Origin of the sequence: Streptomyces sp. NBC_00691, assembly GCF_036226665.1 — a bacterium.
GTDB lineage: Bacteria > Actinomycetota > Actinomycetes > Streptomycetales > Streptomycetaceae > Streptomyces.
Genome location: NZ_CP109007.1, coordinates 2,826,007 through 2,840,918, shown reverse-complemented (window position 1 = coordinate 2,840,918; position 14,912 = coordinate 2,826,007). Strand labels below are relative to the sequence as shown.

The 14,912-nt window shown below is 72.7% G+C and carries 10 protein-coding genes; 9 read left to right on the top strand and 1 reads right to left on the bottom strand.

Features of this window, described 5'->3' with window-relative positions; genetic code table 11:
- The first annotated feature begins 25 nt into the window (after window positions 1-25).
- The 9 genes from OG392_RS12830 (at window position 26) to galE (ending at window position 13,664) form a co-directional block, all read left to right on the top strand.
- A complete protein-coding gene (locus tag OG392_RS12830) occupies window positions 26-1,954 on the top strand; it encodes a TIGR03960 family B12-binding radical SAM protein (protein ID WP_329278743.1) in 1,929 nt (642 codons plus the stop codon).
- A 76-nt stretch (window positions 1,955-2,030) separates the two neighbouring features.
- The gene (locus tag OG392_RS12825; protein WP_329278741.1) at window positions 2,031-3,443 is read left to right on the top strand and encodes a hypothetical protein; all 1,413 of its coding nucleotides are present in this window, start codon (window positions 2,031-2,033) and stop codon (window positions 3,441-3,443) included.
- 123 nt (window positions 3,444-3,566) lie between these two features.
- On the top strand, window positions 3,567-4,358 hold the full coding sequence (locus tag OG392_RS12820) for a TIGR03936 family radical SAM-associated protein (RefSeq protein WP_329278739.1): 792 nt from the start codon (window positions 3,567-3,569) through the stop codon (window positions 4,356-4,358).
- A gap of 233 nt (window positions 4,359-4,591) precedes the next feature.
- Window positions 4,592-8,497, top strand: coding sequence for an Rne/Rng family ribonuclease (locus OG392_RS12815; protein ID WP_329278737.1), 3,906 nt, complete (start codon window positions 4,592-4,594; stop codon window positions 8,495-8,497).
- Window positions 8,498-8,739: 242 nt separating this feature from the next.
- Entirely contained in the window at window positions 8,740-9,060 is a 321-nt protein-coding gene (gene rplU / locus OG392_RS12810; RefSeq protein WP_056558958.1) for a 50S ribosomal protein L21, read from the top strand.
- Between the two features lie 13 nt (window positions 9,061-9,073).
- Window positions 9,074-9,328, top strand: coding sequence for a 50S ribosomal protein L27 (gene rpmA, locus OG392_RS12805; protein WP_030317577.1), 255 nt, complete (start codon window positions 9,074-9,076; stop codon window positions 9,326-9,328).
- A 107-nt stretch (window positions 9,329-9,435) separates the two neighbouring features.
- Window positions 9,436-10,875: a GTPase ObgE gene (gene obgE / locus OG392_RS12800; RefSeq protein ID WP_329278731.1), complete on the top strand. Its 1,440-nt coding sequence runs from the start codon at window positions 9,436-9,438 to the stop codon at window positions 10,873-10,875.
- Between the two features lie 103 nt (window positions 10,876-10,978).
- The gene (locus OG392_RS12795; RefSeq protein WP_329278729.1) at window positions 10,979-12,661 is read left to right on the top strand and encodes a glycosyltransferase family 2 protein; all 1,683 of its coding nucleotides are present in this window, start codon (window positions 10,979-10,981) and stop codon (window positions 12,659-12,661) included.
- Window positions 12,662-12,677: 16 nt separating this feature from the next.
- Window positions 12,678-13,664, top strand: coding sequence for a UDP-glucose 4-epimerase GalE (galE, locus tag OG392_RS12790; protein ID WP_329278727.1), 987 nt, complete (start codon window positions 12,678-12,680; stop codon window positions 13,662-13,664).
- 91 nt (window positions 13,665-13,755) lie between these two features.
- Here the strand turns inward: galE and OG392_RS12785 are convergent, their stop codons facing one another.
- Window positions 13,756-14,862: a glycosyltransferase gene (locus OG392_RS12785; protein WP_329287236.1), complete on the bottom strand. Its 1,107-nt coding sequence runs from the start codon at window positions 14,860-14,862 to the stop codon at window positions 13,756-13,758.
- Window positions 14,863-14,912: the final 50 nt, after the last annotated feature.

The window sequence follows — 14,912 nt, the reverse complement described above, 5'->3', positions numbered from 1 at the left end:
CCCTGCCAGCTCACGAAGGTTCGAGATGTCTGCTGCCGAGTCTGTCTTCCCGCAGCTCGAAGCTCTGCTCCCGCACGTGCAGAAGCCGATTCAGTACGTCGGTGGAGAGCTGAACTCCACGGTCAAGCCGTGGGAGTCCGCCGATGTCCGCTGGGCGCTGATGTACCCGGACGCGTACGAGGTCGGTCTGCCCAACCAGGGCGTCATGATCCTCTACGAGGTACTCAACGAGCGCGAGGGCGTCCTCGCCGAGCGCACCTACAGCGTCTGGCCGGACCTGGAAGAGCTGATGCGGGAGCACGAGGTCCCGCAGTTCACGGTCGACAGCCACCGCCCCGTCGGCGCGTTCGACGTCTTCGGCCTGAGCTTCTCCACCGAGCTCGGCTACACGAACATGCTCACCGCCCTCGACCTGGCCGGCATCCCGCTGGAGTCGAAGGACCGGACGGTCGACCACCCGATCGTGCTCGCGGGCGGCCACGCGGCCTTCAACCCCGAGCCGATCGCGGACTTCATCGACGCGGCGATCATCGGCGACGGCGAGCAGGCCGTCCTCGACATGACCGAGATCATCCGCGCCTGGAAGGCCGAGGGCCGGCCGGGCGGCCGCGAGGAGGTCCTCTTCCGCCTCGCGAGGACCGGCTCGGTGTACATCCCGCGGTTCTACGACGTGGAGTACCTGCCGGACGGCCGCATCGGCCGTGTCGTGCCCAACAGGTCCGGTGTGCCGTGGCGCGTCTCGAAGCACACCGTCATGGACCTCGACGAGTGGCCCTACCCCAAGCAGCCCCTCGTGCCGCTCGCGGAGACCGTCCACGAGCGCATGTCCGTCGAGATCTTCCGCGGCTGCACCCGCGGCTGCCGCTTCTGCCAGGCCGGCATGATCACGCGCCCCGTGCGGGAGCGAAGCATCACCGGCATCGGCGAGATGGTCGAGAAGGGCCTCAAGGCGACGGGCTTCGAGGAGGTAGGCCTCCTCTCGCTGTCCTCCGCGGACCACTCCGAGATCGGTGAGATCGCCAAGGGCCTCGCCGACCGGTACACGGAGGACAAGGTGGGCCTGTCCCTCCCGTCCACCCGTGTCGACGCCTTCAACGTGGACCTGGCCAACGAGCTGACCAGGAACGGGCGTCGCTCCGGCCTCACCTTCGCCCCCGAGGGCGGCTCCGAGCGCATGCGCAAGGTCATCAACAAGATGGTCTCGGAGGAGGACCTCATCCGGACCGTCTCCACCGCGTACGGCAACGGCTGGCGCCAGGTGAAGCTGTACTTCATGTGCGGCCTGCCGACGGAGACCGACGAGGACGTCCTCCAGATCGCCGACATGGCGATGAACGTGATCGCCGAGGGCCGCAAGGTCTCCGGCCAGAACGACATCCGCTGCACCGTCTCCATCGGTGGCTTCGTCCCCAAGCCGCACACCCCGTTCCAGTGGGCCCCGCAGCTGTCGGCGGAGGAGACGGACGAGCGGCTGCGCAAGCTCCGTGACAAGATCCGCGGCGACAAGAAGTACGGCCGCTCGATCGGCTTCCGCTACCACGACGGCAAGCCCGGCATCGTCGAGGGTCTCCTCTCCCGCGGCGACCGCCGCATCGGCGCGGTCATCCGCGCGGTGTACGAGGACGGCGGCCGCTTCGACGGCTGGCGCGAGCACTTCTCGTACGACCGCTGGATGGCCTGCGCCGAGAAGACGCTGCCGGAGAGGGGCGTCGACGTCGCCTGGTACACGACCCGCGAGCGCACCTACGAGGAGGTCCTGCCCTGGGACCACCTGGACTCCGGTCTCGACAAGGACTGGCTCTGGGAGGACTGGCAGGACTCGCTCGACGAGACCGAGGTCGAGGACTGCCGCTGGACCCCGTGCTTCGACTGCGGCGTCTGCCCGCAGATGGACACCCACATCCAGATCGGCCCGACCGGCAAGAAGCTGCTGCCGCTGTCGGTCGTGAAGTAGGCCCGTTCGGGTAACACTCCGGCGACGGCCCGGCAGAAGGGGAAACCCTTCGCCGGGCCGTCGCGTCATGTTCGGCATGAGCATGGAGAACCCGCCTCCGCCGGCGCTGATCCGCATCCCGGTGCGGATCGTCGTCCTGGTCGTCGTCCTCCCGGTCCGGATGGCCTGGGACGCCCTCGCGGCCGCGGCCCGCTTCGTCCACCGCGCGGTCCTCCGCCCGACGGGCCGGGGCCTCGCGTGGGCGCTGACGGGCGTGAACCGGGGACTCGGCCTGGTGTTCACCGGGGTGGGGCGAGGCGTCGCGTGGGTGTTCCGTCACACGGTGACCCGACCGGCCCGGTGGCTGTACGGAGCGGCGCTCGCGCCGGTGGGGCGGGGCGTCGCGCGGGTCCTCACCGGGATGGGGCAAGGCCTCGGGTGGCTGTTCACCCGGGTCGGCCGGGGCCTTGCTTGGTTGTTCACCGGAGTCGGCCGCGGGCTGGCGTGGTTCTTCGGCGGCATCGGCCGGGGGCTCGCCCGGTTCCTCGGAGGGGCGTGGCGGGGCATCGCCGTCGGGGCCGACCTGCTGTGGCGGGGTCTCTCGGTCGCCGCGGCGTGGCTGGCCAGGGCCCTGTTCGTATGGCCGTGGGTGGGGCTCTGGAGGTATCTGGTCGTGCCCGTCTGCCGCTACGGGATCGCCGTACCCGCCGTCTGGCTGTACCGGCAGGTCGTCGCACCGCTCGGCACCGGGATCCTGTTCCTGCTGGAGAACGCGGTGTTCGTACCGGTCGCCGCGCTCTTCCGGTACGTCCTGGTCCCGCTGCTCCGGTACGGCGTCGTCGTGCCGGTCCTGTGGTTCGACCGGTATGTGCTCACCCCGGTGGGCCAGGGGCTCGGCTGGTTCTTCCCCCGGCTGGGCCGCGGCCTCGCCGCCGCCGCGGCGGGGACGGCCAGGGCCGTGTTCGTGTGGCCCTGGGTGGGGCTCTGGCGCTTCGTGCTCGTGCCGGTCGTCCGGTACGGGATCGCCGGACCCCTCGTCTGGCTCTGGACCCGGGTCCTGGTGCCCGTCGCCCGCGAGGTCCGGGACGCGCTCGCCGTCTGCTGGCGGGTCGCCGGATATGTGTCGCTGGCCGTCGGCCGCGCGCTCCGACGGGCGTTCCTGACCCTGGTCGGACGACCCGTGACCTGGTTCTGGCGGAGCGTCTGCACCCCCGTCGGCCACTGGGTCCGCGACAGCGTCTGGACCCCCGCCCGCCGGGCCGCCGTCCAGGCGGGCCTGGTCGCGAAGGCGGTCCTCGCCTCGACCCGCGCCGCCGTGCGGGAGTCCCTCGCCTCGGCCCGCGCCGCCGTGCGGGAGGCCCGCCGGGACGCCTGGCGTGCCCTGGTCGGCTCAGTCCGGTCGTCCGGGTCCGGGGAACCGGAGGCGGCCCGGGCGCGTACTCTGGGTAGTACAACGAACGTGCCCGGCGCGGCGCCCGCCCCCGAGATCTCCCTGCGAAAGCGGGGGTGAACCGGGCGGGACCCCCAGGGCCACCCGTACATCTCGTGGTCGGCGCCCCCCGCGCCCGCCCCGCACCGAGGAGAAGAACCACTGGGCAAGCGACAGCCCGAAGGCCCGCCGCCCGCACCGGCGGTGCAGCGCATCCGACTGCGCTACACCAAGCGCGGCCGCCTCCGGTTCACCAGCCACCGTGACTTCCAGCGCGCTTTCGAGCGTGCGCTGCGCCGTGCCGAGGTGCCCATGGCGTACTCGGCCGGCTTCACCCCGCACCCCAAGGTGTCGTACGCCAACGCCGCCCCCACGGGCACGGGCTCCGAGGCCGAATACCTGGAGATCGCCCTCACCGAGGCACGCGACCCGGAGTCCCTGCGGATCCTGCTCGACGAGTCCCTCCCGGCCGGCCTCGACATCACCGACGCCGTCGAGGCCCGGACCTCGGGCCTCGCCGACCGGCTCACCGCCTCCATCTGGGAGCTGCGCCTCGAAGGCGTCACTGTCGAGGACGTGGCGAAGGCCGTCGAGGCGTTTCTCGCGGCCGAGACCGTGGAAGTACAGCGCAAGACCAAGAACGGCGTCCGCACCTTCGACGCGCGCTCCGCGGTCACCGAGCTGACGGCAGCCGCTCCCCAGGGCGATCCCCAGGGTGATAGGCCGCTGGACAGCGCCTGTGCGATACTGCGGCTGGTTGTTCGGCACGTGACACCTGCCGTACGACCCGACGACGTCCTGTCCGGTCTCCGAGCTGTGGCCGACCTGGCGCCGCCGGTCCCCGCTGCGGTGACCAGGCTGGCGCAGGGGCTCTTCGACGAGGAGTCCGGCACGGTGACCGACCCGCTCGCGCCCGACCGCGAGGCAGTCACGGCCGCATCTACCACGGCCGCCGAGACCGCCTCTGCGACGGCGCCGGGTGCCGGCATCGCGTAGGGAGCGGTCGTTGTAGCGCCGCCCTGGTACTCGGGAGCCACCTGGGTCGGGCAGCGCACTGACCAGGAGACTTTCGCCAGGCCGTCCGCACAGTGCGGACGGAACCGGCGAGCCAGACATAGAGCTCCCGTGCGGCGCCCGCGCCCCGGACGGCGGCACCGCGCCCCAGGCGCGACCGTGCCGCCGGACCGGACCAAGACGCGGCGCCCGGGAGCGTGACGGGAGAACCCCGCATGCTCGAGTCCAACGAAGACACCAACGCCCCCGGTGACAAGCTGCCGCCGCGCCGCAGGCGCCGCGCCGCTTCCCGCCCCGCCGGTCCGCCGGTGACGGGCGCGAACCCCGAGACCGCGGAGACCACGGCGGCCGCGCCGGCCACCGAGACCGCGGCCGTGGAGGCCGCCCCGGCCGAGACCGAGGCCGCACCCGCGCCGCGTGCCCGCCGCCGGGCCACCCGGAAGGCCACCGCACCGGCCGCGGAGACCGCGGCACCCGCCGTGGAGACCCCGGAGCCGGTCGTGGAGACCCCCGCCGCCGAGGCCGTCGCCCCCGAGGCCGTCGAGGAGGCCGCCCCGGCCCGCACGCGCCGCCGCGCCACCCGTAAGGCCACCTCGCCGGTGACCTCCCCGGTCGCCGCCGAGGCCCCCGAAGAGCCCGCCGCGGTCGCGCCGGCCGAGCCGGTCGTCGAGGAGGCCCCCGAGGCCGCCCCCGCCCGTACCCGCCGCCGTGCCACCCGTAAGGCCACCGCCCCGGCCGGTGCGGCGGGTGTCGCCTCCGAGGCCGCGGAGACCGTGGTCGCCGCCGCTCCGGCCGCCGAACCCGCGGTCGCCGCCGCGCCCGCCCCGGCCGCCGAGATCGCGGAGGAGGCCGCCGCGCCCGCGCCGCGTGCCCGCCGCCGGGCCACCCGTAAGGTCACCTCGCCCGAGGCGGCCACCGAGGCCCCCGCCGCCACCGAGGTCCCCGCCACCGGCGAGTCCCTCCCGACTGCCGCCGTCGCGCAGATCACCGCCGACGAGGCCGAGGTCGCCGCCGCCGAGACCGCCGCCACCCGTGGCCGCGGCCGCCGCCGCGCGACCTCCCCGCAGTTCACCTCCGAGCCCGCCCCGGCCCGCGAGTCGCGCCGCGCCGCGCGCCCCTCCGTCGCCGTCTTCCAGGCGCCGGTCTTCACCGAGCCGATGTTCCAGACCCCGGAGACCGCCGCCGCGGCCGCTGCCGCCGCCCCGGTGGAGCCGGACGAGGACGAGACGGTCGAGGAGGTCGAGCTCGTCGAGGCCGAGGCCGAGACCGAGGTCGAGGAGACCCCCGAGCCGGCCGAGCGCCCCGAGGGCTCCCGCCGTCGCCGTCGCCGCCGTGGCGAGCCCGTCGCCGTCGAGCCCGTCCCGGCCACCGTCGCCGACGAGCCCGAGGTCGAGGCCGTCGCCGACGACGTCGAGGAGGCCGACGAGGCCGAGGAGACCGACGAGTACGAGGACCGCCCGTCCCGTCGCCGCCGCCGTGGCGGCCGTCGCCGTCGTCGCGGCGAGCTCACCGAGGTCGAGGACTCCGAGGAGGGCGAGGAGCCGCGCTCCGACGACTCCGACGAGACCGAGGAGTCCGAGGACGGCGAGGAGGAGCACGACGAGGCCGAGTCCTTCGCCGGCGGCTCCAGCAGCTCCCGCCGCCGTCGTCGCCGCCGCCGTCGCAGCGGCGACGCCTCCGCCGACGCCGAGGGCGCCGACGAGGAAGGCGTCCGTACGGTCGTCAAGGTCCGCGAGCCCCGCCCGGCCCGTGAGAAGGCCGAGCCCGGCACCGGCGCCGACGAGGTCCAGTCCATCAAGGGCTCGACCCGCCTGGAGGCCAAGAAGCAGCGCCGCCGCGAGGGCCGCGAGCAGGGCCGCCGCCGCGTCCCGATCATCACCGAGGCCGAGTTCCTGGCCCGCCGCGAGGCCGTCGAGCGCGTCATGGTCGTCCGCCAGAGCGGCGAGCGCACCCAGATCGGCGTCCTCGAGGACAACGTGCTCGTCGAGCACTACGTCAACAAGGAGCAGGCCACCTCGTACGTCGGCAACGTCTACCTGGGCAAGGTCCAGAACGTCCTGCCGTCGATGGAGGCCGCCTTCGTCGACATCGGCAAGGGCCGCAACGCCGTCCTGTACGCCGGTGAGGTCAACTTCGAGGCCCTCGGCATGGGCCACGGCCCGCGCCGCATCGAGTCCGCCCTCAAGTCCGGCCAGTCGGTCCTCGTCCAGGTGACGAAGGACCCGATCGGCCACAAGGGCGCCCGTCTGACCAGCCAGGTCTCGCTGCCCGGCCGCTACCTCGTGTACGTGCCCGAAGGCTCGATGACCGGCATCAGCCGCAAGCTCCCGGACACCGAGCGCGCCCGCCTCAAGACCATCCTCAAGAAGATCGTCCCCGAGGACGCGGGCGTCATCGTGCGCACCGCCGCCGAGGGCGCGAGCGAGGACGAGCTGCGCCGCGACGTCGAGCGACTGCAGGCGCAGTGGGAGGACATCCAGAAGAAGGCGAAGAGCGGCAACGCGCCGACGCTGCTCTACGGCGAGCCGGACATGACCGTCCGCGTCGTCCGCGACATCTTCAACGAGGACTTCTCCAAGGTCATCGTCAGCGGTGACGAGGCCTGGGAGACCATCCACGGCTACGTGCACCACGTCGCCCCGGACCTGACCGACCGCCTGTCCAGGTGGACGAGCGAGGTCGACGTCTTCGCGACGTACCGGATCGACGAGCAGCTCATGAAGGCGCTCGACCGCAAGGTCTGGCTGCCGAGCGGCGGCTCGCTGGTGATCGACAAGACCGAGGCGATGATCGTCGTCGACGTCAACACCGGCAAGTTCACCGGCCAGGGCGGCAACCTCGAAGAGACCGTGACGAGGAACAACCTGGAAGCGGCCGAGGAGATCGTGCGTCAGCTCCGGCTGCGCGACCTCGGCGGCATCGTCGTCATCGACTTCATCGACATGGTCCTGGAGTCCAACCGCGACCTGGTGCTGCGCCGTCTGCTGGAGTGCCTGGGCCGGGACCGGACCAAGCACCAGGTGGCCGAGGTCACCTCGCTGGGCCTGGTGCAGATGACCCGTAAGCGGGTCGGCCAGGGCCTTCTGGAGTCCTTCTCCGAGACCTGCGTCCACTGCAACGGCCGCGGCGTCATCGTGCACATGGAGCAGCCGACCACCGCCGGTGGCGGTGGCGGCGGCAAGCGCTCGAAGAAGCGCGGCCGCGGCGGCGCCGAGCACGCCCACGAGCACGAGCACGCCGAGGTCACCGAGTCCACCGAGACGGACGACGAGGCCGAGACCGAGACCGAGGTCGCCGCCGAGCTGGCCGCTCCGGTGGCCCTGCCCGAGCCGATCGCCGCGGACGAGGAGCTGTACGGCTCCATCGCCGAGGCGGAGGCCGCCGCGACGCGCGGTCGTGGCCGCCGCCGGGCGACCCGCCGGGTGTCCGCGCCGGCCGCCGCGCGGTCCGTCGTGGAGACCGAGGCCGTCGAGTTCGAGGCGAAGCCGAAGGCCGAGCCCAAGCCGGAGCCCGTGGCGGCGCCGGAGCCGGTCGTCGAGCCGGAGCCCGTCGTGGCCCCGGTCGCCGAGGCCGTCGCCGAGCCGGTGGCCGAGGAGGCCGCCGCCCCGGCCCCGCGTGCCCGTCGCCGTGCCACCCGCCGGGTGACCTCCCCGGTCGTCTCGACCACGGAGCCGGCCGCCGCGCCGACCGTCGTCGAGCCGGTCGTCGCGGCCGCCCCGGAGCCCGTCGTGGCGCCGGTCGCCGAAGCCGTGGTGGAGCCGGTCGCCGAGCCCGTCGTCGAGGAGGCCCCCGTGGCCGCCCCGCCGCGTGCCCGCCGCCGGGTGGTCCGCAAGGCCACCGCTCCCGCCGGTTCGCCCTCGGGCGCCGAGGACGCGGCCGTCGTCGTGGTGACCGCGGCTCCGGCCGAGGCCGCCGAGACGGCTCCGCAGGCCGCCGAGGCCGAGCCCGCCCCCGTCAAGAAGACGGCGGCGCGCAAGACCGCGGCGAAGAAGACCACGGCCAAGAAGGCCGCCACCAAGAAGACGGCGGCGACCAAGAAGACCGCGGCGAAGAAGACCACCACCAAGAAGGCCCCGGCCAAGAAGGCGGCGGAGAAGACCGCCGCCCCGGCCCAGGACTGACCGGTGGGTACGGGCCGCCCCTCACCGGGGCGGCCCGTACCGAACGGGCGAATTTGACCCTCCGAGGCAGCCGCCCGTAACCTAGACCGTCGGCGTGTCTATCGACGCGTCGCGCCTCTGAGCACTTCCCTCCCGCTCGTCGGGAGAGGCCGCTCGTCCGATTCCGGAACGCCGCGGGCCCTCGGGTCCGTGTGAGCGGCTGGCTTCAGAGGTTTTCGATTCCGAGTGAGAGAGAGATCCGCGTGTACGCCATCGTGCGCAGCGGTGGTCGCCAGCACAAGGTTGCTGTCGGCGACATCGTTGAGGTTGACAAGATTCCCACTGCCAAGGTTGGCGACACGGTCGAGCTCTCGACCCTGCTCGTTGTCGACGGCGACGCCGTGACCAGCGACCCGTGGGTCCTGGCCGGGATCAAGGTCCAGGCCGAGATCGTGGACCACCACAAGGGCGCCAAGATCGACATCCTGCGCTACAAGAACAAGACCGGCTACCGCCGTCGCCAGGGTCACCGCCAGCAGTACACGGCGATCAAGGTCACCGGTATCCCCGCGGCTGCGAAGTAAGAGGGACTGAGACATGGCACACAAGAAGGGCGCATCGTCCACCCGGAACGGGCGCGACTCGAATGCCCAGCGGCTCGGCGTGAAGCGCTTCGGCGGTCAGGTCGTCAACGCGGGTGAGATCCTGATCCGCCAGCGTGGCACCCACTTCCACCCGGGCTCGGGCGTCGGCCGTGGCGGCGACGACACGCTGTTCGCGCTGCAGGCCGGTTCGGTGCAGTTCGGCACCCACCGTGGCCGCAAGGTCGTGAACATCGTTCCGGTCGCCTGATCGGTTCATTCTGCGGAGGCGGACCTCACTTCCCGGCCGGGAAGCGGGTCCGCCTTTCGCGTGTTACTAGATAGACATTCCGCACGTATTCAGATGGAGGCACAACCATGACCACCTTCGTGGACCGCGTCGAGCTGCATGTCGCCGCGGGTAACGGAGGCCACGGCTGCGCCTCCGTTCACCGGGAGAAGTTCAAGCCGCTCGGCGGACCCGACGGCGGCAACGGCGGCCGTGGCGGCGATGTGATCCTGGTCGTCGACCAGGCGATCACCACGCTCCTCGACTACCACCACTCGCCGCACCGCAAGGCGACCAACGGTCAGCCCGGCGCCGGCGACAACCGCTCCGGCAAGGACGGCCAGGACCTCGTCCTGAACGTGCCCGACGGCACCGTCGTCCTCGACAAGGACGGCAACGTGCTCGCCGACCTCGTCGGCCAGGGCACCACCTTCGTCGCGGGCCAGGGCGGCCGCGGCGGCCTCGGCAACGCGGCGCTGTCCTCCGCGCGCCGCAAGGCCCCCGGCTTCGCGCTCCTCGGCGAGCCCGGCGAGGCCCGGGACGTCGTCCTGGAGCTGAAGACCGTCGCCGACGTGGCGCTCGTCGGCTACCCGAGCGCCGGCAAGTCCTCGCTCATCTCGGTCCTCTCGGCCGCCAAGCCGAAGATCGCGGACTACCCCTTCACCACCCTCGTCCCGAACCTGGGCGTCGTCACGGCCGGCTCGACCGTCTACACGATCGCCGACGTGCCGGGTCTGATCCCGGGCGCCAGCCAGGGCCGTGGCCTGGGCCTGGAGTTCCTGCGCCACGTCGAGCGCTGCTCGGTCCTGGTGCACGTGCTGGACACCGCCACCCTCGAATCGGACCGCGACCCGGTCAGCGACCTCGACATCATCGAGGAGGAGCTGCGGCAGTACGGCGGCCTCGAGGACCGGCCCCGCATCGTCGTCCTCAACAAGGTCGACATCCCCGACGGCCAGGACCTCGCGGACATGATCCGCCCGGACCTGGAGGCCCGCGGGTACCAGGTGTTCGAGGCCTCCGCCGTGGCCCGCCTCGGCCTCAAGGAGCTCTCCTTCGCCCTCGCCGGCATCGTCGGCGAGGCGCGCGCGGCGAAGCCGAAGGAGGAGGCGACCCGTATCGTCATCCGTCCGAAGGCCGTCGACGACGCGGGCTTCACGGTCACGTACGACGAGTCCGAGGACGTGTACCGGGTGCGCGGCGAGAAGCCGGAGCGCTGGGTCCGCCAGACCGACTTCAACAACGACGAGGCCGTGGGCTACCTGGCCGACCGCCTCAACCGCCTCGGCGTCGAGGACCAGCTGATGAAGGCCGGAGCCCGCGCCGGCGACGGCGTCGCGATCGGCTCCCTGGAGAACGCGGTCGTCTTCGACTGGGAGCCCACGATGATGGCCGGCGCCGAGATGCTCGGCCGCCGAGGCGAGGACCACCGTCTCGAAGCCCCGCGTCCGGCCGCCCAGCGCCGCCGCGACCGCGAGGCGGAGCGCGACGACCCGCAGCGCGAGTTCGACGAGTTCGACCCGTTCTAGCGGGACCGGCCCGTCGCGGCGGCCCCCGTACCCCGTCGCCGGGGGTACGGGGGCCGTCGTACGTCCCGGCCGGTGGCACGAGGGCCTCCCGTAGGATCCTGGTGTGAGTACAGCGCCCCCGCCCGAGACCGCCGGTCGGCTCAGTGTCGTCGTCATCGCCTACAACGACGAGGAGCTGGTGGGAGAGGCGATCAGGTCCGCGCTCGACCAGGGGCCCGTCGTGGCGGAGGTCGTGGCGGTCGACGACTGTTCCCGGGACGGCACGGCCCGCGTCCTCGACGAGCTCGCCGCCCGGCACCCCCGGCTGCGCGTGGTGCACCGCACGGAGAACAGCGGCGGCTGCGGCTCCCCCCGCAACGACGGCATCAGGGCCGCCACGGCCCCGTACGTCATGTTCCTGGACAGCGACGACATCCTGCCGGACGGCGCCGCCGAGGCCCTGGTCTCCGCCGCCGAACGGAACGGCACCGAGATGGCCGTGGGCGTCTGCGTCCGGCGTGAGCTGCCCGAAGGCCGTGACGTCCGCTGGCAGCCCGCGCTCTACCGGGAGCCCGCCGTCCTGGAGACCCCCGACCAGCTCCGCCCCCTGGTCCACGACACCCTCTGCGTCAACAAGGTCTACGACCGGGCCTTCCTCACCGAGCACGGCATCCTCTTCCCCGAGGGCCGCTTCGTCTACGAGGACTTCCTCTTCACCGCCCGGGTGTACGCCGCCGCTCCGCGCGTCGCCGTGATCCCCGAGACCGTGTACGTCTGGCACGTCCGCCGCGCCGCCGCCCAGCTGTCGATCTCGCTGGACCGGGAGGGCGTCTCCAACTGGGAGGCCAGGATCGCCGCCCACCGCGCGGCCGTCGAGACCTTCGTCCGGGCCGGTCGCGCCGAACTCGCGGCGGCCTGCCGCACCAAGTTCCTCGAACACGACCTGCGCATGTACGCACGGGATCTGCGGCTGCGCGACGCCGCCCACCGGGCCGAGTGGTGGCAGCTGACCCGGGCGTACCTGGCCGCGTTCGCCGAGCCGGAGATCGCCGCCGCGGTCGCCCCCGCCCGCTGGGCCGCCCGGTTCCTGCTGGCCGCGAAGGAGCCGCGCGATCTGCTCCGGCTGTCCCGGCTGGCCGCGAACCCGGCCCGCCTGCTCCCTCCGTACGCGGGCGACCGCTCCGCCGCCCTCTGGGCCGACGACCTGCCGGAGGCACGGCTGGACGGCGTCGACGAGCTGCCGCTGGACGAGCTGCCGCTCGTCGTGGACGCGCGGCTGCGCACCGGGGGCGGCGGCGAGCTGCTGTTCACGGTCAGAGACCTGTACGGACGGCTGGCCGAGGCCGGCCCCCGTACGGCCGAACTCGCCTTCCTGCCACGCGGCGACACCGCGCCGGCGCGCACGGAACGCGTCGAGCTGCGCGCCGTCCCCGCGACGGACGGCTCGGACGGTTCCGACGGCTCGGACGGCTTCGTCGGGGCGGAGGGCGGGTGGTCCGCCCGCGTCCCGGTCCGCTTCACCGGGCTCGCCGGCAGCGGCCGGTCCCGCGGCCGTGAGGGCGTCCAGCTGTGGGACATCGGGGTCACGGTGACATGCGCGAACGGAGAGACGTTCGCCACCTCGCTGCGCCCGCGGGACGGCTCCCAGCGGCGCTCGGTGCTTCCGAGCAGCCGGTACGGTGTACTTCTGGTGCAGCCGTACGCCACGGCGAACGGATCGCTGGCGGTACGGATCGCACCCGGAGCCCGGGATGGTTTTCGGGCGGTCAGGGCCCGGCTCCGTCGGCTTGCCCGCAGTTCACAGTGAAAGGGTTTGGGGCACCATGACTTATCTGATCACCGGTGGCGCCGGATACATCGGCTCTCACGTGGTCCGCGCCATGACGCTGGCGGGCGAGCGGGTCGTCGTCCTGGACGACCTGTCCACGGGGTACGAGGACCGGATCCCGGCGGGTGTTCCCCTGGTGGTCGGCTCCACGCTCGACCGTGAGGTCCTGGACCGGACGATCGCCGAGCACGGCGTGACCGGCGTCGTGCACCTCGCCGCGAAGAAGCAGGTCGGCGAGTCCGTCGAGCTGCCGCTGCACTACTACCGCGAGAACGTCATCGGTCTCACGGTCCTCCTGGAGGCCATCGCCGCCGCCGGCGTGCGCAACTTCCTCTTCTCCTCCTCCGCCGCCGTCTACGGCATGCCGGACGTCGACCTCGTCACCGAGAAGACCCCGTGCCTGCCGCTGAGCCCGTACGGCGAGACCAAGCTGGCCGGCGAGTGGCTGGTGCGCGCCGCCGGCGCGGCGCACGGCATCTCCACGGCCTGCCTGCGCTACTTCAACGTGGCCGGCGCGGCGACCCCCGAGCTGGCCGACACCGGGGTCTTCAACCTGGTCCCGATGGTCTTCGAGCGCCTGGACGCGGGGGAGGCCCCGAGGATCTTCGGCGACGACTACGCGACGCCCGACGGCACCTGCATCCGTGACTACATCCACGTCGAGGACCTGGCCGACGCGCACCTCGTCGCCGCGCGCAAGCTCGCGGAGTGGGCCGAGGCCGGCGAGCCGCGCGACCTGACGGTCAACATCGGCCGCGGCGAGGGCGTCTCCGTCACGGAGATGGTCGAGCTGATCAACGAGATCACCGGCCACACCACCGAGCCGCTCGTCACCCCGCGCCGTCCCGGCGACCCCGCCCGGGTCGTCGCCGCCGCCGACCGCATCGAGTCGGAGCTGGGCTGGAAGGCCCGTCACGACGTGCGCGACATGATCTCCTCGGCCTGGGCCGGCTGGGTCGCGCGCCGCGGCGCGGCGGTCTGACCCTCACGATCGGGCGAAAACAGCGGAAGGGCCGGGGAGTTCGACTCCCCGGCCCTTCCGTCTGTCTGTCTTCCCGCCCGCAGTGGAACGGTCAGCGCTCCAGGAAGGCGAAGAGCGCCTCCCAGCGGTCGGTGATCTCGTCGGCGGCGTACCGCTTCACGTTCTCGAAGGCCGCGTCGCCCATGCGGTCGCGGAGTTCCTTGTCGGTGATCAGCGTGTTGATGTGACCGCCGAGCTCCATCGTGTTGCCCAGGCGGGCCAGCAGACCGTCCTCGCCGTCACGGATGATCTCCCGGACACCCGGCGCGCAGTCGAACGCGGCACAGGGCACGCCCGCCGCCATCGCCTCCAGCAGGGTGATCGGGAAACCTTCGGCCCGGGAGGCCTGGGCGAACACCGAAGCCTGCGAGAGCGCCCCGAGGACGTCGTTGGTGCGCCCCATCCACTCCACGGACCCGTCGAGCCCGAGGAGCGTGGTCCGCTCCCGCAGCGCGTCCTCCTCGTCACCGGCGCCGTAGATCCGCAGCTTCCAGTCGGGGTGGTGGGACGCGATCTCGGCCCAGCTGTCGAGCAGCATGTCCACCCCCTTCTCGTGCGAGAGGCGACCGATGCAGGCGACGACCTTCTCGGTGCGCGGAGCAGGGGTGTCGGGCATGAAGGGCAGCGCGTTGGCCATGTGGCCGACGTTGTCCATGCCGGCCCGGATCCACTGGTCCGCGTCGCCCGGGGTGAGCACGAGGAGCCGGTCGACGTCCTTGTAGTACCGCTTCACCCGGCCGAGCCGGGAGGAGCCGGCGCTGGCGGCGTACGACTCGTGGCTCATGCCGATGACGACGAGGTTCTTCGTGTCGGCGAGCGCCACCCACTCCATGGCCCAGACCTGGGTCACGATCACGACGGCCCCGGGCCCGGCGGCGGCGAAGAGCGCCGTCATCCGGTCGGCGCGCTCGCGCATGCCGGCGGCGCGCGCCGCGTGGCGCCGGCGCTCGGCCGCGTTGAGCTTGCCCTTGAGTCCGCGCAGCGGGCGGACCTGCGGCGGATGCCCGTCGTACAGCGTGGTGGTGTCGTACGGCAGCGCGTCGGGGAACTCGTGCCGACGTCCCTCGGGTGCCGGGGTGATGCCGATGACGTGGACCCGGTTGCCCCGGGCGGTGAACTCCCTGGCCATCTGGTGGGTCCAGGTCGTGACACCGCCCATCTCGTCCACGCTGTTGGAGACGATGAAGATGTCGCGGCCCGACACGGTGG

Excerpts from the sequence above, each read along its gene's own strand:
- OG392_RS12830 (WP_329278743.1), top strand. The coding sequence starts at position 26 with ATGTCTGCTGCCGAGTCTGTCTTCCCGCAGCTCGAAGCTCTGCTCCCG.
- OG392_RS12825 (WP_329278741.1), top strand. The coding sequence starts at position 2,031 with ATGAGCATGGAGAACCCGCCTCCGCCGGCGCTGATCCGCATCCCGGTG.
- OG392_RS12815 (WP_329278737.1), top strand. The coding sequence starts at position 4,592 with ATGCTCGAGTCCAACGAAGACACCAACGCCCCCGGTGACAAGCTGCCG.
- rpmA (WP_030317577.1), top strand. The coding sequence starts at position 9,074 with ATGGCACACAAGAAGGGCGCATCGTCCACCCGGAACGGGCGCGACTCG.
- obgE (WP_329278731.1), top strand. The coding sequence starts at position 9,436 with ATGACCACCTTCGTGGACCGCGTCGAGCTGCATGTCGCCGCGGGTAAC.
- galE (WP_329278727.1), top strand. The coding sequence starts at position 12,678 with ATGACTTATCTGATCACCGGTGGCGCCGGATACATCGGCTCTCACGTG.
- OG392_RS12785 (WP_329287236.1), bottom strand. The coding sequence starts at position 14,862 with ATGGGCGGTGTCACGACCTGGACCCACCAGATGGCCAGGGAGTTCACC.